This window comes from Psychrosphaera aquimarina, from assembly GCF_032461525.1.
Lineage (GTDB): Bacteria > Pseudomonadota > Gammaproteobacteria > Enterobacterales > Alteromonadaceae > Psychrosphaera > Psychrosphaera aquimarina.
On record NZ_JAWCUA010000007.1, the window covers coordinates 936,100 to 960,147 of the forward strand.

Sequence of the window (24,048 nt, forward strand, 5' to 3'; positions counted from 1 at the left end):
GTTTAATGATCTGTTGGTATTATCGATTTAATGCTGCTATTTAAATCAGGGTTAATGAGATGAATCTGCCTTGCGTTTTTCCATTTATGTAACGGGAAAATTGGTTTAGTCAGTGGTTGTTGGGTTAATATCTTTTCAATCTCGCCACTTTTTTCTAATTGAGTTAAGCCATCCTGCAAACGTTTAGCTAATGCAAAATTTGATTTTGCTACAAAGAAATAAACCGGCGCAGGGTAAATCAACATCACATTTTTGGCCGAGGTTAACTCAGGATAAAGCTTAGAAAAGCGCACTAATTCACTGTCTATTTCTAATATTGAACGTGGAAAGTAATCGCATCGCCCTTTAGCAACCATTTCGTACATAGCTTCAAAACTTAAAATCCTAGCTACTGTGAATTTATTTGCTTCTAATATATCAGAGTCAGGCCAGTGTAATCCTTGGCAGGCAATTTTTTTCGCCAGTTCACTTTGCGTAATATTCTCAAAAACCGCACTATTTTTTTTGTGAATGACCAATACTCTATGCCCCATCAACCCTTTAACTAATGGAAATTTAACGGCCAAAAATTGCTTTTCACGATTACTATTTGTCATGGAATGCATCACATCTAACTCACCGTTTTCTAACATCTTCAAACTGCGATTTTGAGAAAAATTAAACTGACGGTACTCAAATTGATAATCGCCATAACGGTCTTGGCTAACATCCAATGCACGCGCTAATAAATGATGAAAAAAATCGATACTGCCAATTTGTTGTTCAGAGGTGGCGAGCACTTTTATAACTTGCGCTTGGCAAGTTAAACTAATTGTGAGTAACAAAAATGCTAAATATAATTTCAAAACAACCTCAAAGTTAAAACAGTGAGCAACACTGTCACGCTCTAAGTAAAACACATAATTCTTATTTATCTAATTTCAATTAATTTGAATTACTTACTACATACCGAACAAGTCAGATTTTGGTTCAACTTAAACTCATTAAATGACATGGTAACAGCATCAAACATCAATAAACGTGACGATAAAACTTCTCCAATTTGCACTAATAACTTAATAGTTTCAGTTGCTTGTAACGATCCTATAACGCCAACCACAGGTGATAAAATACCTGACTCTGAACAGGTTAATTCCTGCTCTCCAAACATTGAACTTATACATTGATAACAAGGTTGATCTTTGTCCATTGTAAAAGTAGCAACTTGCCCTTCCATCCTAATGGCTGCACCAGAAACCAATGGCGTTTTGGTTTTAAAACACAATAGATTTAATTCGTTTCTAGTCGTTAAATTGTCAGAACAATCCACTACAACATCGTGCTCTTGTATTGTCTGTAATAAGACCTCACCTGTTAAACGTATAGTGTGTGTATCTATGGTTATTTCACTATTTAACTGTTGCAGGCTTTGTTTGGCCGAGTCACACTTATTTAAGCCTACGTTATTTTCTGTATGCAGCACTTGTCTCTGTAAATTGGTTTTATCAACTTTATCGTCATCCACCAGCGTTAACTTTCCAATACCAGAACAAGCCAAATACTGCGCCACAGCACAACCTAAACCTCCCACGCCAATGATTAATACTTTGCTGTTCCAAAGCTTCTCTTGCCCATCAATATCCATATTTGGCAACATGATATGACGGCTATAACGTAGAAGTTGTTGATCGGATAACGGTTTTACTATTTTTGCCATGGTTTAGAGGTGTGTTGTTTTATTGGAGATGATTACCACCGAGCATAACCTGTTTCGTTTAAACAACAAATAATGTTTGCCATTTTTCATGATCAACAATCGTTACTTTATTGTTATTTCTGGTTATTAGCACTTTCATTTGAGTCTAAAAATAAGCCATCACAAGTGTTTATTAATTAGTAAAAATCGTTATGATGAAGATTCACAAAAATTAACTCCGAGCTAATACGTTCATTCGTTTCATCGCCTAACCTTATTAACTTGCTGATGTTTAACATTATTGTTTTACAGCAACTTGATAAATATGGCGGATTAGCCGTAGTCATTTCGATGTTTGAAATGTACTGCCAGGGTCACAATAGAAATGTTGCTGGCCTCCCACATTTGGAAAGGTGTTATGTTACAAGACAATTTTGGCCGTAAGTTTGAATACTTACGGTTATCCATCACTGATGTCTGCAATTTTAGTTGCAACTATTGCTTACCCGACGGTTATGACTGTTCAGGGGCTCGTGACTTCCTAACTGTGCCTGAGATTAAAACCTTAGTCAGCGCATTTGCCAAACTCGGCATGAAAAAAATCCGCATTACCGGTGGTGAACCGGGACTCCGTAAAGACTTAACTGACATTATTCGAATTTGTCGGGACACGCCAGGCATAGAACAAATAGCCATCACCACCAACGGTTTTAATTTAGAGAAAAAAATCGCCGAATGGATTGATGCCGGGTTAACCCACTTAAATGTAAGCGCAGACAGTTTAGATCCAAGGTTGTTTCAAGCTATCACCGGTCAGCAAAACCTTGAATCTATATTACGCGGAGTAGACAAAGCCACTTTGCTTGGTATTAACAATGTTAAAATTAATGCCGTTTTATTAAAGACCTTTAACTTAGGGCAAATAGATCAATATTTAACTTGGATCAAACACAAACCTGTCACTGTGCGTTTTATTGAGTTAATGGAAACCGGCAATAACAAAGAATATTTTGCAGATAATCATGTCTCTGGAGAGTTTATTAAGCAGAACTTATTGGCAAAAGGTTGGACTCAAGTCATTAAAGACAAGTTAGCTGGCCCGGCCCAAGAGTTTTACCATCCAGAGTCTAAAGGCCGTTTTGGTTTGATCATGCCTTACAGTACTGATTTTTGTAAATCTTGTAATCGTTTACGCGTAGCATCCAATGGTAATCTGCACTTATGTTTATTTGCCGAGCAAGGCATAGATTTACGCCCATACTTAACTGAAGATGGCGTTGATCAAACTTGTGATGCTTTACTCGCCGCCATGACGAACAAAGTAGTCGGTCATGAACTCGCTAAAAATTTCACTGGTGCAACAACGCACTTAGCCATGTTAGGGGGATAGATATGAGCACAAATAAAATTAGACCTTTTGTCGGTTTAATATTAGCCGGTGGTTATTCCTCACGTATGGGGGAAGACAAAGCCTTATTAGAAATTGACGGTGAAACCTTACTGCAAAGAAACATCAAACTATTAAAACAAATTGGCGCAACCGACGTTTTTGTTAGTCGTAATGACTTTTCAGAAGGTAGCTTACCCGATATATATCCACATCAAGGGCCGCTTAGTGGAATCCACAGTGCGTTATTTCAAAGTCAGTTATGCTACAACAGTGCCCCAATCATAGTGTTGCCAATTGATATGCCATTATTGTCAGAAGACTTATTGATATGTTTGGTTGAAGCCGGGTTAACTATGGATAATGCCGTTCATTATATTGAACATCCGCTTCCTGCATTTATTCCTAATTCCAATTTAACCAGAGAATATTTGGAAGCAATTTTGTCGGATATTTCGGCCACCAAACCGAGTCGTTCTATAAGACGATTTTTAACTCGTATTGATGCTGTACAACTAAGCACTGGCGAAAATGACAAGTTGATCAATACCAATACACCAGAGCAGTGGTGTGACTTAATCAACAGTTTGTCCAGAAATTAGATGCATTTGAACATGGCACACCGCTTAACAACAGATAATAATTAAGTACAGGTAACAAGATGGCAGCAAAACAAACCGTTCCTTTTACACCACTAAATATCGCAGTTTTAACCGTATCCGATACCCGTGACGAAACGACCGATACTTCTGGAGGTTATCTTGCAGACACGTTAAAACAAACGGGTCATCACTTGATTGATAAAAAAATTATCAAAGATGATATCTATCAAATGCGTGCCGTTGTTTCCAACTGGATTGCCAGTACAGATGTGCAAGCCGTATTAATTACCGGAGGCACAGGCTTCACCAAACGTGACTCAACACCAGAGGCTATGCTGCCTTTGTTTGATAAAGTAGTAGATGGATTTGGCGAATTATTTAGACATGTGTCTTATCAAGAAATAGGCACTTCCACGATTCAATCACGTGCGGTGGCCGGATTAGCCAATGGCACCATAGTATTTTGTATGCCGGGTTCGACTGGTGCGTGTAAGACAGCTTGGGGCATAATTGAATCTCAATTAGACGCATCACATCGTCCTTGTAATTTTGTAGGTCAATTAAAGTCAGCGGTTGATACTTGCAACACGTCGAGAGGTTAATTCATGACAAAGTTAACTCATGTAGATCAAACCGGCCAAGCAAATATGGTTGATGTTACTGACAAAACGCCAACGGTAAGAACGGCAATTGCAGAGGGTTACATCTTGATGTCACCTGCTACTATCCAAGAAGTCATTAATCACACCAATAAAAAAGGTGATGTGATCACCACTGCAAAAATTGCCGGTATTCAAGCTGCAAAAAAATGTGCCGATTTAATTCCTTTGTGCCACCCATTGGCCTTATCAAAAGTGGATGTGGATTTTGAAATCCAACCAGACTTTAACCGCATACGTGTACAAGCCATGTGTAAATTAACTGGCCGTACGGGGGTTGAAATGGAAGCATTGACGGCTGTAAGTGTTGCCACATTAACCTTATTTGATATGTGCAAAGCGGCTGATCCTTATATGGAAATTCAAGGCATTAAAGTATTAGAAAAAGTCGGTGGTAAAACAGGCCATTGGCGACATGAAAATAAACAAATTGATGAAAGCGATTCACAATGATCAAAGTCCTATTTTTCGCCCAACTGAGAGAATCACTAAACTGTGCCGAGTTAAGAATTGACCTTAACGATCCAAAGTTTGCTTCAACATTAAAATCAGCGTTCACACTTGAACAATTACGTGAGCAACTAGCAAACACCGACGATACTTGGCAATTAAATATGCAAAACGGCAAGTTATTAATGGCAGTAAACCAAACCATAGTGAATGGTGAGCATATTTTGCAAGATGGTGATGAAGTTGCTTTTTTCCCTCCGGTAACAGGCGGATAAAATGATATCGGTGCAAACACACGACTTTGATATGGCAACTGAATACCACGCCCTACTGACTAATACCGACAGTACGATTAATAGCGCTGATGGTGCGGTCGTGACGTTTGTGGGATTAGTACGAGACTACAATCAAGGTAATCATGTGCAAGGACTCACTTTAGAGCATTACCCGGGCATGACAGAAAAAGCATTAGAAGATATTGTCCTTAACGCTCGTGCAAAATGGCCGTTAGGTAAAGTGAGAGTTATTCATCGTGTTGGTCAACTAAACTTATCTGATCAAATCGTATTTGTTGGCGTCACCAGTAAACATCGCGAAGCCGCATTTGAAGCCGCGCAGTTTATTATGGATTTTCTTAAAAACCGCGCGCCGTTTTGGAAAAAAGAAAACACAGACCTAGGCACCCGTTGGGTAGAAGCTGAAGTTAAAGATGAAATCGCCCAACAAAGGTGGGAGAAGTTTTAAGTTTTTCTTAAAACCGATAATCATCGACTTTTCAACTTAGACTTGAGATAAACATTCACATTAATATTATTTATTTGCCGTGAAAAATATCCCAGAACTGTTCCCTAATTTTATGAACGTTAATTAACGTTTTTGATTTAGTCATTGTAAGCCACAAACCAACAGAAATAAGTATAAATGGGATAAATAGTCCCATTAGCTTAGCTAAAATATCATTGCGACTTACGCCGTTTAAAACAACATTAACTGTTTTATCTTGCATGCTCTCAATCGCAGAGTACCCCTTAAATAAGCCAAAACAGACAAATACAAAACCAATTAACCTCAGAATTTTTGAATATTTATTGAATGATAGATACATACTTTCTTTGCTCTTACTTAAAGCTTAAAACTTGTGGCGAAGCCATTCTTATAGCTTGCTTGTTTACAACACCATCGCTGCAATAACACCAAAGATTATCAGTGGAATATTGTAGTGCAAGAAAGTGGGTACGACTGAATCCCAAATATGATCGTGTTGTCCGTCTGCATTTAAACCTGATGTTGGCCCTAAGGTTGAATCAGATGCAGGCGATCCCGCATCACCTAATGCTGCTGCAGCACCAACTAACGCAGCCGTTGCCATTGGAGAGAAACCAAACCCTAATGCTAATGGTACGTATATAGAGGCAATAATTGGAATGGTGGAAAATGAAGAGCCAATGCCCATAGTGACCAACAATCCTGTTAACAACATTAAAAATGCCGCTAATACTTTATTGTCACCAACTAAATCTGTGGTAGTTAATACTAATGAGTCTATCGCATGAGTGGCTTTCATTACCTCGGCAAAACCCGCGGCTGAGATCATAATAAATCCAAATAAGCCCATCATATAAACCCCTTTGGTAAATACATCTTGGGTTTCTTCAACTTTTAATACACCGCCAATAACAAAGACAACCAGCCCCGTTAATGAACCTATGATCACAGAGTCTGTGGCTAATTGAGTTGACAGTGCACTGATAATTGCAATCACAGCAACCCATAGGTGTTTCGTTTTTATAGTATGGCTTTCAGGTTCTGATTCTAAAATTTTATCTAACGAGTACTCGCGTTTACCACGATAAGTAACAAACAAGGCAACTAACAAGCCTAAAAACATGCCAAACACAGGGATTGCCATTACCAAAGGTAATTGGTCTGCTTGAATACTTACGCCATTATCCACTAAGTTTGTGTACAGCAAGGTATTAAGGAATATTTTACCAAAGCCAACTGGCAACAACATATAAGTTGAAGTTAAACCAAAGGTTAAAATACAAGCAACAGCGCGTCTGTCTAATTTGAGCTGAGCCATTACATGTAACAAAGGAGGGATAAGAATTGGGATAAAGGCAATATGTACAGGGACTATATTTTGTGAAGCAATGGCAGCAAGCAAAATCACACCAAATAATATGCTCTTAACCCAAATGGTACTGCCTGCGGTTGCATTTTTCCCGCTAATTCTTGTAATAACTTTATTGGCTAATACATCGGTTATACCAGAGCGAGATATGGTCACAGCAAATGCACCTAACATGGCATAATTTAATGCAATGGCAGCCCCTCCACCCAAACCTTGAGTGAATACATTGACGGTTTCTAACAATGGCAATCCACCAACAACACCGCCTAATAAAGCACTTAATACTAACGCAATAACAATATTTACTCGCGCTAAACTAAGACCCACCATAAGCAATACCGCAATAACTACAGCGTTCATACTTTTCCCTAATTTTTTTATTCTTATTTATCCTATTGGATTATGTCTGAATTGTATGAGATTACTAGACACAATAACGAGTAATGCTAATAAAAAAGCGTAAGTTGAACGATCAACTTACGCTTTTAGTCGTTTGAGATAGTTGAACTTATTGGTTCAACTCTCCTTTATATTGGAGGCTAATTTAGTTCAGTAACCTCGGGTTTTTCGCTACTTTCAGTGCGGCTAACTTTAAACCATTCAACAACAAAACCAGCAAAGAAAATAAACAACAGACCCACGATTGAATACCAAACCGTATTGTCTAATACGTCTGATTCCGTTGGTTTTTGTTGTTCTAATTTCTGTCCCGTGACTTGTTCCGTTTGCCCTTGTGATTGATCTTGCGCCGGATTTGCATCCGCTTCAACTTGTGCAGCTTGTGCATTAAAGTTAGGTGGCGTTAAACCAAAACCGGTCGCTAATTCAGTCACGTTTTCTTTCAGTTTTTCGTTATCTACAAACAAGTTATATTTTTCAACAAACTCACTATAGGTTTCCACTAACTTTTTAAGACGCTCTGGTGAGGTTTCCCAATATTCTTTACGTTCTGCTTCCAACATACGTTGCATCATTCGCGCTAACGCTTGTGGATTGGTTTTCTCAAACCATTCATCTAAACCAAGCTCTAGTTTGTCATCAACATAGACATCAAAGAATTCATCCCATTGATCATCTCGGATAAGGGTAGGATCAACAACTTGCCAACCAAAGAAATTATCCATACGCGAACTCATGGCTACCGCACCTGAGTATCCCTCTTTCTGCATTTCTTTGATCCAACGAGGATGGAATACACGGGTTCTTAATTCTTTTGCTAAAAATATTCCAGCATCTTCTGCTTTTGCATTGTTAGCATTTCTTAAGTTAGACACCACCATGTTAGGGCTTTTACCATCTAAGTTTCTTACCGCTAAACTTAATGCGCCAAAGTATTCAAACGGATCATCTGATGACAACATGCCATATAAGTTAGATGAGCGAGAGAATAAGGCTATGTCAGTGCCTGATAACTGTTTACCATATAAGTTAACTCTTTCGCCATTTTCATTCGTCAGTTTTTGACCCCAACGGCTGCGGTCAGCACCAAATGCATAACCCATCTTGTTCATGTAACTATCAGCAATCACTGAGTCTGATTCCCAAGAACCACTATCCCAAGCAATGGTATCCACTGTAGAACCGTAATCCCCAGATTTATTGGAAAACACACGAACCGTAGACATATATTGTGCATCGTCTTCTGATACACCTTGGTCTAATAGTTCTTGTTTAATGCGGACACTGTTACGCCAGATAGGATTTGAGTCTTCTTTTAACTGTGCTACTTGTTCAACCGCTTTGGCTAAACGCTGCATAACATTTGGAAAAGCATCACGGTATAGTGCTGTTGCAGATAACACCACATCCACACGCGGACGACCTAACTCTGAATAAGGAATGATCTCAGAACCGACTACACGCCCAGTTTCAGTCCAGATTGGCCTTACACCCATAGCATATAACGCTTGCGCTTCTAGTACACCATAATGGCGCATCGTCTCAATAGACCACAAAGAAAAGGCCATTTTATCTGGATAAGAACCATTTTTAGCAACATGATCTGAAATCATTTGTTGAATTAATTCTTTACCTTGTTCGTAGGCTGCTTTGGTTGGTACTTTTGACGGATCAAAACCATATAAGTTGTAACCTGTAGCTAATGACTCTGGGTTACGGATTGGATCACCGCCGGTTTTAACTGGAATATACTTACCTGATAAAAAGTCAGACATGCTGGTTAACTCACGAATACCTGTCATGCTGGCATACATATTTTTACCCGTTTCAATAAACGTCTTTAACTCATCAGATAAATCGTCAAATTCAACAGGTTGTTGTGCTTCTTTAGCGTCTATTACAGGCAATACAATATAATTATAAACTGTTTGGTAACCAGCTAATTGCTCAAGCTCTTGCTCTGGTAATAAGTCGTTAACGTCATCTTTTTCAGACGTTCCCGTTTCATGGAAATTATGACTGTGTTTGTCTTTGTCATCCTCATCGTGATCATCGTGTGAGCCATGCTCTTCGGAGACAAACTCATCATGTTCAAATTCAGATGCTAAGTTGGTGAACTCAACACCTAACATTTGCACTAAGGTTGAAACTAACAAACGGGTTTCAGCTAACTCGCCAAAGGTATGTAAACCTAATGGTTGATTGGCTGTAGCAATCGATTCCATGTGGGTATGTAAGGCATCATAAAACCCTTCAAAATCAGCCGCTATTTGAGCTTCATCCCAAGCTATGTCTTTACATAAATTAGCTTCAATACACTTAGCTTCAATTTGTTTAGCTGTTTTTTGTTTTACACCACCTTCATCAAGTTGTTTATATTGATGCATTAATTCATGTAATACCGAAATATCACCATGTAAGCCAGCAGCAGCAAAAGGAGGTGTCATATGTGAAATGACAGTAGCGCGTCCACGACGTTTGGTTTGCATGGCTTCACCAACATCATCAACAATAAATGGATAGACAACCGGTGTATCCCAAACCGCTAAATTGCCTTGGTCATACATAGACAAACCACGTTCTTTACCGCCTAAATACTCTTGAGATCCATGAGTTCCTAAATGCACTATGGCATCACTTTTCCAATAATCACGCGCATAAAAGTACGCGGCTAGATAGAAGTGATTAATTGGCACTAGGCCTTCATGGAAAATACCCGACTCTTTCTCTTTGTTATCAGAACGAGGTGGCTGACGCATGACTAACATATTGCCGTTACGTATACGTGGCAATACGAACCAATCTGTCCCCTCACGTTGAACCGCCATAAAGTTATCTTCAGGCTGTCCCCAATGCTCGGTGATCTTATCCGTTATTGCTTTAGGTAAAGTGGCATACCAACGCTTATATTCAGCAATTGGCATTAATTCAGCTAAGTCATTTTTCAACAATTCATCAAGCTGATAGTCACGATAAAATGGGTCTAATATGTTTTTAACTTTGTCACTGAAAAAAGTGTCGTCTTGGCTTGGGATTGCATAACCTTCTGAATCTAATGTATTAGTTATGGCACTTAATGTGGTTGGGATATTCATAAATGACGCCCCAACATCTTGGTCGCCCCATACAAATACAGTGATCTTTTTGTCTTGATTCTTTTTGTATTTTAACTGAGTTAAATTAAACGCTTTGTTTACTAAGTGTTCTAACTGATAGTCGATAACTTCAACTTTAGCAGTACGTCTATCCATTGCAGCAACCACCATAGGGTCGGTAACCCCTGCACTTTCTGGCAAGACTAAAGTAAACGCCATCATGCCAGCATCAATGCCTTGTTCATCCGCTTCCCATGCCGCTTTATTACCGCTGTAATACGTTAATGCTTGTAATACTGGAACCCCAAACTGCTCAAATTCTAATTTACGCTGATTAGCCCAGTGAATATTTCTAAAGTTAATAATTAAATCAACCGCAGGTGTTGTTTGATCTATACCTGTGTACAAGAGTTCGTTGTAATTCTTTTCACCTGGACTTAACTTAAAGAAAAACGGAACCACATGTACGCCTTTGTTTTCGAAACGTTTGATGGTTTCATCTATCAGTGTGGTTTGTTCAATTTCTATATTGGCACGTTGAAACAATAACGCTATTTTAGGTTGATTAGCCGCTGGCTTTTTCCATGCAAAGTAATCATCTAAATTATCAACAATTAGATTAGGTAATGTTGGATGATAGATGCCTTTTTCTGGAAAAATAATAGGTTTGGCAAACTCTAAATCTGACTTACCAGAATCTAATACGTTAACACTGATATAACTCAACATATTGGTTAAGTTTACTCGACCACCGTTTTTCCAATAGTCACGTAAGTTAATTTGTTGCTCTTTGTTAATGCCTTTTTGAGCAGCCTGCTGAAACAACCAACCTGGCGCAAAAAACACCTTATCGCTCTTTGCTATCAGCCCTAGGTAGGCCTGGTAACTTTTCTCGGATTCATTTTTTGATACACCATCTAATACTATAAATTGGTGCTGATTAAACAACTGCTCTACTTGTTTTACATCTTTTAAATCACGAGTCGATTTATGGGTGATGCTCCATTTTGCTTCATGAGTTTTAGCGGCATCTTTTAATAAAGTCACTTTGGCTCTATTACTGTGTGCAGCACTGATAAATAAAATCTTTGTAGATGTTGCAGGATCAGCTGTAGTTTCTGACGTTTTTGCGCTTGCTTGATTGTTCAGGAATAACAGCGCAACTGTGACCAAAGAAACAAACTTATTTAATCGAATATTCAACATAATTAATTGTCTTTTTATACCAATCTATTTAAAACCAAAAAGAGACAGGTACTGAAATACCTGACTCTATTTTGATTAATGTATTTAATGTTAGCTGTAATTAGTCAGACGTTAATTCGTCTGCACGTAAGCTATAACTGCCTGAAGTACCTTCTGCATCGTAATAACTAGTGAACTGGATCTTGAAGTATTGTTCACCGGTTTTAACAATATAAACGCCGTATTGTGACCATAATTTGTGGCCACTTTGTAGGTTGTAGGCATACCAGTTATTTTCAGAAAAGGCACGAACCGTATATTGATTTGGTTGGAAACCATAATGGGTTGCTGCTGCAACGGCCACTCCACTAAACGCGTTAGTGAAATCTTGAATTGCTGATGCATCGTCAACTAAATCAATAGCGAAATCAGCACCGCCATCGGCACACTCAATGGTTAAATCGTATGCAGCAGTGGCAGTAACAACCGACTGACCATCTAAGTCAATGTATTTGGATTCACCTGCCACACATGAAGTTAGATCAACAACAACGTCTGTTGTTTCACCAAATTCTTCCGTTGTATTATCTTGTACAGCAACGCTTAAGGTTACGCTTGTCATTGCCATACCATCTTGTACTAAGTCGGTCACACTGTATTTTGTGAATAAGTCATCCGACTGCACGATGAAATATTTATCATCTGCAGCTGTCACTACATGTGTTGTGAAGTCATAGTTATAAAAACCATCTAAAATGCGCTCAGTTACATCAGATACAAACATATTCTCATCAGATGGAATGTCAGCAAATGTTACCGCAGTGTAATCAGCAAGTTCTGAATCTGGTGTTGCAGCGACAAATGTATCTACAACAGCCGCACCATTAGCATCATAAAAGTCAGCGTTATTACCTGTGAAATAAACTGAAACAGGCGTATCTTGTGCTTCATTCAAGTACACACCTGTACGTTTAAACGCTATATCCCATTCTGTGTTTGTTGCGGCTTCTTCTGCGGTAAGTTCAAGCAAAGATTGAGTATTTAAATCAAAATACGCGAAGTGTGACTCTTGACTAGAACCCGTTGAGAATGGACCAAAGATCTCGCCTTCTACAACCACGTCTTCTTCAATCACTTTTTTATCGTCATCACTACAACCAGCCAACACAACAGCAAGAGATAATAGGGATAGTTTAAATAGGTTTTTCATAACAAACTCCTTGAAAGTATTAATAGTTTTATTTTTAAAATTGGTAATTCACACCAAACACCAGCTCTCGGCTTGATATTGGGCGTGGATCAAAATGGTTTATTTTTTGAGCGGCAAGATCTTTATGTTCATCAAATAAATTGTTTACTGAAAAACGTAATGACAATTGCTCAGTTAATGCATGGGATAAGCTAAATTTTACAATGGTGTAATCTGTTACAACGGCTCCGTCGTACGAACTAGGGATCACTTCGTCCGCTTGATAAACGGCATATAAAATGGCATTAATTGAAGGTTGATCAAATTGATAGTTAACACTGACTTTAGCTTGATGACGAGGTCGGCCTTGAAGGCGCTGTTTATTGTCATCTTTGCTGTCGTTGTAAGCATAATTTACTTGCCAACTCCACTGCTCAAAAGTGACTTCTGAACTCACATCAAAGCCATAAATCTTGGTTTGTTCGACATTGCTATATTCTGAAATATCCAAACCTGTTTCAGCAGATAACTGTGCGTTATGTACCGTATTGATCAAGTCTTCCGTTTCAGAATAATGACCTGCAATTTCTAATGATACGTCCGCAAAGTGATCAAATAAGCTAGTACGTACAGACAAACTGGTGTTCAAGCTAGTAGCTGTTTCAGGCATTAAGTTTTCATTACCCAACACCATGTAACCTAAGTTACTGTGGTCAAATACATAAAAACGTTCTTTTAAATCAGGTACTCGGTAAGCTTGTCCAAGTCCTACACGCCATTTTATTGGAGTACCACTTTTACCTAAGTTCAGCATTGAGCTAATTCTAAATGCGGTATGTGTCCCAAAATCCGAATCTTGTTGTGCGCGAAAACCGGCTAGGTACTGAGCATTTTTATAAATAAAGTTATGCTGAACATAGGCTTCAATGCTACTGCGAGATTCATCGTTAATTTCAACACTGCCATCAGCAGGTTTATATTGGTCTAATTGATCTTGATGTAATAACCAACCAGCAACCGTTTCTGAACCAGATTCGCCTGTAGACTTAGGATTAATGCTTCCATGTTGCCATACTTTTTGACCATCAATTTCAGCTAACGTTATTGTGGTTTCACGTAAGCTCCCTGTCTGGCCACTGGTTTCTTGATGACTAATATAACGTGTATTCGTGCGCCAATTTTTACCACTTTCGGGGTTATTTAGTGAAAAGTCGAATTGATGTTGATGAACGTCTGAAGAATAAAATACGATATCAGATTGTCCCGGTAACACAGAAACATCACGCTTTTTATATTCATCAAAATACTGATATTTAAATTGAGCAATCAACTGACTTAATGTTTTGCTGGTAGAGTAGTTTAGAAAAGTTTTATCCAGTTCTGCAGCATCCACAGCAACCGTATTGAGGTCGTAATCAAACCCTGTATCTTGGATGAGTTGCACATTAACTTTATGATCCCAACCAAAAACATACGCACCCGTATTAAATTTTAATGTATTTGAAAACGGTGCTGAACCTTCGTATTCACGGTCTATATATTGTGATATTTGATAACTCAGTGACGTTGCGGCTGAACTGTCTTTGTTAGTGATGATGTTGATCACACCACCTAATGCCGAACTGCCATACATAACAGACGCAGCCCCTTTAATTATCTCTATTTGTGCTATGTCACTGGCGCTAATTTGATCTAAATCTACTGAGGATCCCGTTGGTGAAACGACAGGCAAGCTATCAATTAAGATAAGTACATGTTTACTATAAAAACCTTGCATCTGAACGTTATAACCATCTTTAGCACTTCGAGTAATAACAACGCCAGGTATAAAGTCTAAAACATTGGCTAACGTACCTTGGCTTAACAGTTGAATAGTTTCACCTTCAATTACGTCTACAGACACTGGCGAGTTACTCAACAACTTTGGCGTTCTCGTTCCAGATACAACTAAGGTTTCTATTTCTTTGGCAAAAACAGATTGGGTTAAAGCGGGTGATAATAAGGTTAGTAACAGATAGAGATTAAAGCGCGACATATTATTTAAATGATAATGATTCTTATTTGCAAACATAATAAACTTATTAACACTTAAGTCAATACAAATGAGAACGATTATCAATTAGATTGTTGTTTTTTTATTTCACCTCTCCGATTTGTAAATTCATAGATAAAAAAATAGCGCCTTTTAGGCGCTATTTTTTACTATTGTTCAAATGATTCTATGCTAAATACTTTTATCAGCCTGTTTTACAAAAGTTTCTAGTACATCAACATTTTGGATTAATTGATGTTTCAATTTGTTTTTGAACAGCGTGGTTAATTTGTCTAGTCGGTCAAACTCAGTGTGCCAGATCATGCCCCACTTTTTCTCTGAGTCTCTATCGCAGGCGGTTTTTCCATCTTCTTTATAACAGCTCCATACATCACTATGTGTCGTTTGAGAATATCCGTCATTACCTGAATGTCCATTTATTGCAAAGTTAGTGGCTTCCAAATAAGCAATTGGCATCCCACTGCATGCAAAAGGTGCGTGATCTGACCAACTTCCTGTTTGTCCTTCTGGGTAACCGTCATAGGCAGGGTGTAACATGTGACTATGGTCAGCAAATAAGGCTTTAGATGTGGTTAACAATCCGTCTCTCAATACCGATGACGAGTTGTATTTCGGGTTCTCAACTGCGTTACATTTATATGATTTTTCATGGGCATTATGAATATAGAGTTTGTCACCACCGATAATAGTATCTAAGTTAATCATGCCAATTACGTTTTCAAGCGACTCTTGTTGTTTACCAACATAAGCTTTTGAACCTTGCAAACCGTACTCCTCAGCACCAAAAGCGATTAACTTAATCGTATAAGGCAAGGTTTGACCTTTTAATCGTTTTGCTAACGCCAAAATAGCCGCAACACCAGAGCCATTATCCGTGGTGCCTAAACTACCTTGTTTCTCGCCTGTGGAGTCATAATGCGCGCCAATAATAATGGTTTTGTCTGATTGGCCTTTGATCACCATGGATAAGTTTGAGGAGGTAAACGACTTTTTTCTTAACGTGAATTCAAATGGAAACTCGTTGACGGTATATCCTAATGTTTGCCATTGCTCCTTTATCCAAGCTGCAGTTTCTTTTTCTTTATCTGAACCTGCAGGCCTTGCACCAATGCCTATCGTTTCATCGGTTAATTCAACTAATTTTTGCCACGCAAAACTTTCAGTAGGCGTTGAATCTTTTGCAAATGCAGTACTGGATATAAGGAGAATGAATAGACTTGATATTAGGGATTTCATATTTAATTCCATAGTATTTTATTACCACACAAAATACAGAACAAATCGAACAATCCAAAGAAAAAAGATATGAATAGAAAAGATCACAAGTTGAGTGAGTATTTCAAACGACTTGTGATCTTTATAAAGCGGTAGCCACTGTTAACAAACACTGGCCAATTCAGCTAACAAATTAAAATGCAAATTTTGCAGATACTTGCATATAAGTTGAATCCGCATCTGCTTCAGCCATTTCAAAGTTGCCTAACTCGGCCCCAACAGAAAACTTAGGTGTGTAGTTTTTGAATACATTGATACCCCAATGAGATCTATCGACATCGCTTTCTGTTGTGGTTATGTTGCCATAAAATACAGAACTACGAGTTGATTCAGTCCAAAAATGACGATACGCAACCATAAAGCTGGTCGATTCTTCTACTTCTTCACCAACCAAGTCTTGTGCGGCTGCAACACCAACATAACGACCTAAATTACCTTGATGGAATTGAAATCTAAAATCGTCTTTATCTGCTACTTTGACTTTACCCGCAACTGAAACGCCAAAAGCGCTTTCAGTTTCACCCATAGTGGTTGTTAACTGTCTCACTAAACCGGCCACTGACACATTACCCCAGTCGGCGTTATGTTGATATTTTGCAATCATATCAGGCATAGAATCATTGGCTGTATCGCCACCATATGATTCTGGATTCTCTAATGCGACTGACCAACCATTTTTGCTGTATCTCACCTGAGTATTTCGTACAAAGGCTTCGCCAACCATTGCACCTGCAAAATCAACGGTTTCAGCCAACGCACTGGTATTCATAAAGGTGGTCCAAGTTTGGCCTATTACAAAGTCTTCATACTTAATCATCGCGTGGCGTAGTCTAGGATGTGAAGAGTTAGAAATGGTTTCAGTGCCGCCACCGCCATAAAAATCCATTTCAATAAATGCGGTCACACCATTATTAGTGTAAGTCGTATTAAATCTAGATTCGTTCGCAAAAAATTTAGTTTGGGCGGCATCTTCAGCCAATACTGAACCACTGCCTATCCAAAAATCTCGATACGCCACGTTACCATCTACATGTCGGCCATCAATTTTAACAAAACCACCAAATTTAATGGTTTCTTCATCATTTACTTTAAATTCGTAAGCAGCATAAGAAAGGCCACTAAATAGTAAACTGGCTGACGTTAATACATTTATTATTTTTTTCATTGTTGCATCCCTAGTCATTGATTATGAACTGATGAGCTGCCAACAGAAGTCATTACGCAGCCATTTAGTTATCTTTTTCGAGATTCATTATTTGAAAAGAACATTAATTGAGCAATTAGCTATTAGTCTATTCGACTAAGGTCTAATACCATCGCAATGCCCAATTCGACTAAGGTCTAATTCATAAAAATGGCCGAGTGTCTAAAAATACACGTAATCTAAATTTACTCATCAGGTGCAATATTATGACCTCTAAATCATATTCAATTCCAAAGATTAATCATAATCAATCAAACCCTTTAACAATGGAGCAATATAAAGAGTTATATAAAGCTTCTATTGAAACCCCAGATGAATTCTGGGATGCCCAAGGGCAACGTTTAGATTGGATGACGCCATACACTAAAGTTAAACAAACCCGCTTTAATAAAGGCAATGTTAATATTGATTGGTATGCTGGCGGCAAACTTAACGTGTCGAGCAACTGCATTGACCGTCATTTATCACAACATGCTGATGAAACGGCCATCATTTGGGAAGCTGACAGTCCTGGTCATAGCCAACACATTAGTTATCAACAACTTCACGATGAAGTATGTAAATTAGCTAACGGTTTAAAATCACTTGGTGTTAATAAAGGTGACCGTGTTGTTATTTATATGCCAATGGTGCCAGAAGCAGCATACGCTATGTTAGCTTGTGCCAGATTAGGTGCAATTCATTCTGTTATTTTTGCCGGTTTCTCTCCACATGCCATTGCTGACCGTATTATTGATTGTGAAGCAAAAATCGTGATCACCTCTGACATTAGTAAACGTGGCGGGAAAAGTTTGCCATTAAAAGCAAATGTTGATGAAGCTTTAGCAAGAGATGACGTGACGTGTGTTGAACAGACAATTATTTTTAATCACGACGATGTAGAAATGCCATTATTAGATAAACAAATTTGGTGGCATAAACTAACAGAAAATTGTGCTGTGACCTGTCCTGCAGAACCAATGGATGCAGAAGATCCCCTTTTCATTTTATACACCTCAGGTTCAACTGGTCAGCCAAAAGGGTTAGTGCATACTACTGGCGGTTATTTAGTTTATGCATCACTGACTCACCAAATGATTTTTGATTACAAACCAGGTGAAGTGTATTGGTGTGCCGCCGATGTTGGTTGGGTTACAGGGCATACATATATTGTTTACGGCCCTCTTGCGAATAGAGCAACAACCCTTATGTTTGAAGGGGTTCCAACCTACCCTGACGAACGACGTATTGGTCAAATCATTGATAACCATAAAGTAAATATTTTATACACCGCCCCTACCGCAATACGTGCCTTGATGGCAAAAGGGAACTTAGCGGCTCAAGATTCACACCGTGATACTTTGCGTATTTTGGGCAGCGTCGGCGAGCCGATTAATCCTGAAGCTTGGCATTGGTATAACGATGTGGTTGGTAAGTCTAAATGTGAAATTATCGATACTTGGTGGCAAACCGAAACCGGTGGCGCCATGATCACTCCACTTGCGGGCACAACAAAATTAAAACCAGGATCGGCAACCTTCCCATTTTTCGGTATTCAACCCGCCTTAGTCGATGCTGAAGGTAATGAACTTGAAGGTGAAAACGAAGGTAACTTAATCATTAAAGATTCTTGGCCAGGACAAGCCAGAACTATATATGGTGATCATAAACGCTTTGAAGAAACCTATTTTTCTGCTTATGAAAATGTCTATTTCACCGGTGATGGTTGTAAACGCGACAATGATGGTTATTATTGGATAACAGGTCGTGTTGATGATGTACTTAATGTTTCAGGCCACCGACTAGGCACAGCTGAAATTGAAAGTTCACTAGTGGCACACGAAAAAATCGCAGAAGCAGCTGTTGTTGGTTATCCTCATGACATTAAAGGTCAGGGTATCTACGTATACATAACGCCAATATCTGGAACAGAAGTAACGGAAGACTTAACCAAAGCAATACGTGAATGGGTTCGCCATGATCTCAGCCCAATTGCAACGCCAGATATGATCCAATGGACTAATGGTTTACCAAAAACCAGAAGTGGCAAAATTATGCGCCGGATATTACGAAAAATCGCAGCAAATGATTATGCTCAATTAGGAGATACATCTACTTTAGCCGATCCAAGTGTGGTGGATACCATCATCGAGAATCGACTAAATCGATGAAAATATGGCTAACTTTTTAATAGCAGATGACCATCCATTATTTCGTGAGGCGCTAATTGGCGCCTTACGAACTCAATTTTCTGAATTGAGTATCGTTGAATCAGACTCCCTTGAGTCAACTATCCAACAAATAGAAAATCACGACGATTTAGATTTAGTATTACTCGATTTACACATGCCTGGTAGCGGTGATTTATATGGCATAATTCGAATTAGAGAAGACTATCCGGAATTACCTGTTGCGGTAATTTCTGGTTCAGATCAACTTGATATTATTTCAAAAGTCATGGGGTTTGGTGCGATGGGATTTATTTCGAAATCCTCATCTTCGGTGCAAATAGCCCAAGCGATCAACAATATTTTAGAAGGTGATACTTGGCTTCCACCAGGAATTGCTCATCAAATTCAGGCCTTATCTAGCGATGATCTCGACTTAGCTAACCGTGTTGCACAACTAACACCACAACAATACCGAGTGTTGTACTTATTACACGAAGGTTTGTTAAACAAACAAATCGCATACGAATTAAATGTTACAGAAGCAACGATTAAAGCGCATATAACCGCAATATTCCGTAAATTACGTATAAATAATAGAACACAAGCGGTACTGTTAGCTGAAAAGTTACAATTAGAACCAAGTGTATCTAGTAACTAAATCAGAAGGCTCAAATTAACAGAGACACCCACTTTAATTTCAAATTCAAGCATGTGTTTACCCAAATGGTGTAATCGCTTTTGTATTTCTATGACATCCTGGATTTTAAGCTTTATCGTCTACTTGAATTTAGAATTTTGAGTAACTTTTAACGCTCGTCCTAAATGGTAGGTGTTAAGTTATCTCAGAGTGTTCTGATAAGGTGTTATTCCTGATATGTTTTAAGTATAAAGGTTTAAGACAACAACCTTTGACAGCTTGATACATTTGGCCGTCGTTTTAGTTGTTGGCTCTCACAAAAGTGTTGTAATGCATCCTCATGTCCTACCGCCCCATGGAATACTTTGGTGAACTTCTTCGTGATGGTAAGCCAGTTCTCTGGCCTTATGTTTAAACGCGTTACTAAGGCGGGAAGTTGTTTGTCTATATGCCCTGCTTTATCTTCTCTTATGCACCGTCCCGTTGTTTCTATGAGTTCGATGTATTCACTTAATTCAAATGGCAATATGTTTGGTATATCGATTTGAGGGTTACAACTAAAGGGCATTAATTTATTTGGTTGTTGATTATGAATTGCCTGTTTGATGCGTTCTTGTATGCTTGTGAAATCCGATGTTTCCGGCGTGGTTGCGGCTTTTGCTCTGATTGGGTTTAAATCAACATAAGCCATACATGCGAGTAATGCGGTTTCATCCAGTAGAGCTTGGCATTTAAAGCGCCCTTCCCAGAAACGGCCTGTGCAGCTATCTTCTTTATTGGCTTGTCTCGCGATGCCTTCATTTAATACTCGCATAAACCAACTGATATCCATTAGCCGTTGCCTATACACTTGTGCCGTTTGCTCTATGGTTAATAGCTCAGATTTGGTGAGCTGGGTTAAAGTGTTATGACTTAACTCGTCTGAATTTAGTTGACATTGAGATAGGTATTGTTGTGTTAACAATGTGCCTTTAAACAGTTTATGCCAACGCCTGAGTACTTCATCGGTCGTCCAATGGCATGTAACTTGGTTGTTGATGTGCAACACAAGATGTGTGTGGTTACTCATAATCGCATAGGCACAAACTTCAATAGCAAAGACTTGTGTGAGTTGTTCAATTTTATCTTTTACCCATTGCCTTCTGTGCTCATAAGATTGATGAGTTAATTTATCTTCACCGCATAAAAATGCCCTACGGACACAACGAGATATACAATGATAATAAGGCGTATCCTCTAAGCTTATTTGGCTTTTTCTTGGTTTAGGCACTGTAACCTCTTAAATACCATGTATCGATATAGGTACAGAGAATATAGCCTAGTTTCTATAACTGTCAAATTGAGTGGGTGTCTCTGTTATTTTACTGTAACCTCTAAAATATCATGTATCGATATAGGTACAAGGAATGTAGCCTAGTTTCTATGACTGTCAAATTTGAGTGGGTGTCTCTGTTATTTTCTTATCCATAAATTGTAACTTATATTATACTGTATGTATGAACAGTTCTATGAGTTAAAAATGAAAGTCATCCCCATTTATGCAGAAGCAGGAATATCCGGATTCGAATCTCCAGCAGCTGAATACACAGAACTTAGCTTATCCCTAGATGAGTTACTGATCACACACCCTAACGCTACCTTTATCGGTGTGGCAAATGGCGACTCTATGCAAGGCGTTGGTATTTTTGATGGTGATTTATTAATTGTTGATAGATCAGAGACTACCACTCAAGGTGATATTGTTGTTGCCAATTACAACGGTAACTTTGTTTGTAAAATCATTGATAAACAACGAAAACAGCTTTTATCAGCTTCAGCAAAACATCGTCCTGTTTCCATATCCGATGCGGATGAATTTCAAATCGAAGGTGTAGTCACCCGCTCTGTCAGGTTACATCGTAAAAGCCGAGAGTTATTATCTTGTTTGCTTTAGTTGATGCTGTTGCTTTCTACGCGAGCGCGGAAAAGGTGTTTGATCCAAGTATACGAAAACGCCCAGTTGTTGTATTAACCAACAACGACGGCTGTGTATGTGCCGTGAGCCCAGAAGCAAGAAAACTGAATGTGCCTAAATTTGAACCTTACTTCAAATTACGAAATTTTTTACAACAACATCAGGTTGTAATTCGTTCTTCAAACTATGAATTATACGCCGATTTAAGCAGTCGAATGATGAGTGTAATTGGTCGTTTCTGTGACAACCAATACATATATTCTATTGATGAAAGCTTTCTACAGTTTACAGGATTTCAATCCATCATTAATGATTGGTACGCTTATGGTCAAGAGATTAGATTAGCAGTTTGGCGCGAAACCAAACTGCCTGTTGGTGTCGGGTTTGGTATTACGCCAACATTATCAAAAGCCGCCAATCACGCCGCTAAAAAGTTAGCGGGTTATAATGGGGTTGCCGTTATTGACGATGACCACTCTGCCAATGAAATACTTGCCAAAATGAGCGTAACCGATGTGTGGGGAATTGGTGGCCGACTCGGTAAAAAGCTCAACATGATGCATATTCATACCGCGTTAGATTTAAAAAAACAAAACCCTAAACACATGCGTAAACAGTTTTCCGTGGTGGTTGAACGCACCGTTGAGGAATTAAATGGGCAAGTCTGTTTATCGTGGGATGACGTTAAGCAGGCAAAACAAGAAATATTCAGTACAAGAAGTTTTGGTGAACGAGTCACGAACATTCACGACTTAAAAGCCGCGCTTTCCACTCATTGCTCTATTGTTGCTAAAAAGCTGAGGCAACAAGGTTCAATGACTAAACGTTTGGTCGTATTTGCCCATAGCTCACAACACGAAGGCAACTTTTATAAACGCAGCTTTTTATACGACTTTCCAGTACCAACCAGTGACTCTAGAGTATTAGCCAATGCGGTTAATGAAATATTGCCTCATATCTTTGCCCCAGGTGTGCGTTTTTATAAAGCAGGGATAGGGGCCATTGAACTGGTTTCTGAACAATATATGCAAGGGGATTTATTTAGCCCAACTTTAGATAACAAAAAGTTAATGGGGAGTATAGATTCAATCAACAAAATGTTTGGTAAAGGCACAATTAAATTAGCCAGCGAACAACAAACCAAAACATGGGAAATGAAACGTGCCTTTTTAAGTCCAAGATACACTACTCGCTGGAGCGATATTCCCAAAATTCAGTGCTAAAGTATGCAATGACATGCTAATGATAAAACAGAAAAGAGAATAAAATATGTGCGGTCGATTAAACCTTAATTACTCAAATGGATTAGAAAAGTTATACCAGCAACTTAATATTAATTTTTACGCTGCACCTGTGATTAACCAACGTTTTGTAAGAGCAACCGATCAAGTCTCCATAGTGCATGAAACGGTAAAAGATGGAACAAGACAAAGGTGTGCAGAAAGTGCCACATGGTGGTTATTGCTGGATAAAACTGATACCGGGTTTAAGCCGTCCAAATACACGTCTTTTAATACCCGATACGACAAACTAAATACCCCAAGAACTGCAGGTTTTATACCTTTTAGAGAAAGTCGTTGCATCATTCCAGCAACCGGTTTTGGTGAAACCGAATTTGTTAATAAAAAACCAATACATTATTACGACATGACCGCAATGGAAGGTGAAGCAATCGCTTTTGGTGGTTTATACCGAACATGGACTCACCCACAAACAGGACAAACAACAACCTCCTGTTCAGTCATTACACTTCCGCCGCATGACAATCTTAAACATATACACTCAAAGGCGATGCCTCTGATCTTGCCGCAAAATGACAATACTATAGACCTGTGGTTGGATAGCTCGTTCAGTAATGTAGAGGTATTTAATGACTTATTAACCCCCAAACTTCCTCAGTCGTTAGTAGCGCAACAAATCGACAAACCAAGTTTATATAAGGGTATATCGAGTCAGCAATTAATCCACCAAGACACAACTCTTAGTTACCACTTATGACT

Annotated in this window: 21 protein-coding genes and 1 riboswitch; of the genes, 11 read left to right on the forward strand and 10 right to left on the reverse strand. The window is 38.7% G+C overall.

Features of this window, described 5'->3' with window-relative positions; all coding sequences use genetic code 11:
- Positions 1-2 precede the first annotated feature (2 nt).
- Entirely contained in the window at positions 3-845 is an 843-nt protein-coding gene (locus RT723_RS10740) for a substrate-binding periplasmic protein (protein ID WP_315947077.1), read from the reverse strand.
- An 89-nt stretch (positions 846-934) separates the two neighbouring features.
- On the reverse strand, positions 935-1,696 hold the full coding sequence (locus RT723_RS10745; protein WP_216054051.1) for a molybdopterin-synthase adenylyltransferase MoeB: 762 nt from the start codon (positions 1,694-1,696) through the stop codon (positions 935-937).
- 203 nt (positions 1,697-1,899) lie between these two features.
- Positions 1,900-2,107, forward strand: a riboswitch (molybdenum cofactor riboswitch).
- On the opposite strand from RT723_RS10745, the gene moaA reads away from it, so the two are divergent.
- The 6 genes from moaA to moaE all read left to right on the forward strand — a co-directional run bounded on the left by moaA (position 2,094) and on the right by moaE (position 5,517).
- Positions 2,094-3,065, forward strand: a complete 972-nt coding sequence (gene moaA / locus RT723_RS10750; protein ID WP_315947080.1) for a GTP 3',8-cyclase MoaA — start codon at positions 2,094-2,096, stop codon at positions 3,063-3,065. It overlaps the preceding riboswitch by 14 nt.
- A gap of 2 nt (positions 3,066-3,067) precedes the next feature.
- Positions 3,068-3,664, forward strand: coding sequence for a molybdenum cofactor guanylyltransferase (gene mobA / locus RT723_RS10755; RefSeq protein ID WP_315947081.1), 597 nt, complete (start codon positions 3,068-3,070; stop codon positions 3,662-3,664).
- Between the two features lie 59 nt (positions 3,665-3,723).
- Complete coding sequence (gene moaB, locus RT723_RS10760) at positions 3,724-4,266, forward strand: molybdenum cofactor biosynthesis protein B (RefSeq protein ID WP_315947082.1); 543 nt, start codon at positions 3,724-3,726, stop codon at positions 4,264-4,266.
- Positions 4,267-4,269: 3 nt separating this feature from the next.
- The gene (moaC, locus tag RT723_RS10765; RefSeq protein ID WP_315947084.1) at positions 4,270-4,776 is read left to right on the forward strand and encodes a cyclic pyranopterin monophosphate synthase MoaC; all 507 of its coding nucleotides are present in this window, start codon (positions 4,270-4,272) and stop codon (positions 4,774-4,776) included.
- Complete coding sequence (gene moaD / locus RT723_RS10770) at positions 4,773-5,048, forward strand: molybdopterin synthase sulfur carrier subunit (protein WP_315947085.1); 276 nt, start codon at positions 4,773-4,775, stop codon at positions 5,046-5,048. The genes moaC and moaD overlap by 4 nt, the downstream gene beginning before the upstream one ends.
- A 1-nt stretch (position 5,049) precedes the next feature.
- Entirely contained in the window at positions 5,050-5,517 is a 468-nt protein-coding gene (gene moaE, locus RT723_RS10775) for a molybdopterin synthase catalytic subunit MoaE (RefSeq protein WP_315947086.1), read from the forward strand.
- Positions 5,518-5,587: 70 nt separating this feature from the next.
- On the opposite strand, the gene RT723_RS10780 is transcribed toward moaE, so the two are convergent.
- The 7 genes from RT723_RS10780 to RT723_RS10810 form a co-directional block, all read right to left on the reverse strand.
- Positions 5,588-5,878, reverse strand: a complete 291-nt coding sequence (locus tag RT723_RS10780) for a hypothetical protein (RefSeq protein ID WP_315947087.1) — start codon at positions 5,876-5,878, stop codon at positions 5,588-5,590.
- 63 nt (positions 5,879-5,941) lie between these two features.
- Positions 5,942-7,267, reverse strand: coding sequence for a Na+/H+ antiporter family protein (locus tag RT723_RS10785; RefSeq protein ID WP_315947088.1), 1,326 nt, complete (start codon positions 7,265-7,267; stop codon positions 5,942-5,944).
- Between the two features lie 179 nt (positions 7,268-7,446).
- Positions 7,447-11,607, reverse strand: coding sequence for a cobaltochelatase subunit CobN (locus RT723_RS10790; protein WP_315947089.1), 4,161 nt, complete (start codon positions 11,605-11,607; stop codon positions 7,447-7,449).
- 100 nt (positions 11,608-11,707) lie between these two features.
- Positions 11,708-12,796 carry an HmuY family protein gene (locus RT723_RS10795; RefSeq protein WP_315947090.1) on the reverse strand — a complete coding sequence of 363 codons (1,089 nt, stop codon included), beginning with the start codon at positions 12,794-12,796 and terminating at the stop codon, positions 11,708-11,710.
- A gap of 34 nt (positions 12,797-12,830) precedes the next feature.
- Positions 12,831-14,846, reverse strand: coding sequence for a TonB-dependent receptor plug domain-containing protein (locus RT723_RS10800; protein ID WP_315947091.1), 2,016 nt, complete (start codon positions 14,844-14,846; stop codon positions 12,831-12,833).
- Between the two features lie 153 nt (positions 14,847-14,999).
- Positions 15,000-16,064, reverse strand: coding sequence for a M28 family metallopeptidase (locus tag RT723_RS10805; protein ID WP_315947092.1), 1,065 nt, complete (start codon positions 16,062-16,064; stop codon positions 15,000-15,002).
- 172 nt (positions 16,065-16,236) lie between these two features.
- Positions 16,237-17,268 (reverse strand): DcaP family trimeric outer membrane transporter, encoded by a 1,032-nt coding sequence (locus RT723_RS10810; protein ID WP_315947093.1) that lies wholly within the window; start codon positions 17,266-17,268, stop codon positions 16,237-16,239.
- Between the two features lie 305 nt (positions 17,269-17,573).
- Between RT723_RS10810 and acs the strand changes: the two genes are divergently transcribed.
- Positions 17,574-19,457 carry an acetate--CoA ligase gene (acs, locus tag RT723_RS10815; RefSeq protein ID WP_428983659.1) on the forward strand — a complete coding sequence of 628 codons (1,884 nt, stop codon included), beginning with the start codon at positions 17,574-17,576 and terminating at the stop codon, positions 19,455-19,457.
- A gap of 4 nt (positions 19,458-19,461) precedes the next feature.
- Positions 19,462-20,115, forward strand: coding sequence for a response regulator transcription factor (locus RT723_RS10820; RefSeq protein ID WP_315947095.1), 654 nt, complete (start codon positions 19,462-19,464; stop codon positions 20,113-20,115).
- Between the two features lie 235 nt (positions 20,116-20,350).
- On the opposite strand, the gene RT723_RS10825 is transcribed toward RT723_RS10820, so the two are convergent.
- Entirely contained in the window at positions 20,351-21,364 is a 1,014-nt protein-coding gene (locus RT723_RS10825) for a transposase (protein WP_315947096.1), read from the reverse strand.
- A gap of 249 nt (positions 21,365-21,613) precedes the next feature.
- Here RT723_RS10825 and RT723_RS10830 point away from each other — a divergent pair, with 249 nt between their 5' ends.
- From RT723_RS10830 to RT723_RS10840, 3 genes are read left to right on the forward strand one after another with little or no spacing between them, the layout of a single operon-like run.
- Positions 21,614-22,027, forward strand: coding sequence for a LexA family protein (locus RT723_RS10830; protein WP_315947097.1), 414 nt, complete (start codon positions 21,614-21,616; stop codon positions 22,025-22,027).
- Positions 22,015-23,271 carry a Y-family DNA polymerase gene (locus RT723_RS10835; RefSeq protein ID WP_315947098.1) on the forward strand — a complete coding sequence of 419 codons (1,257 nt, stop codon included), beginning with the start codon at positions 22,015-22,017 and terminating at the stop codon, positions 23,269-23,271. The genes RT723_RS10830 and RT723_RS10835 overlap by 13 nt, the downstream gene beginning before the upstream one ends.
- 46 nt (positions 23,272-23,317) lie before the next feature.
- Positions 23,318-24,046 (forward strand): SOS response-associated peptidase family protein, encoded by a 729-nt coding sequence (locus tag RT723_RS10840; RefSeq protein WP_315947099.1) that lies wholly within the window; start codon positions 23,318-23,320, stop codon positions 24,044-24,046.
- Positions 24,047-24,048 lie beyond the last annotated feature (2 nt).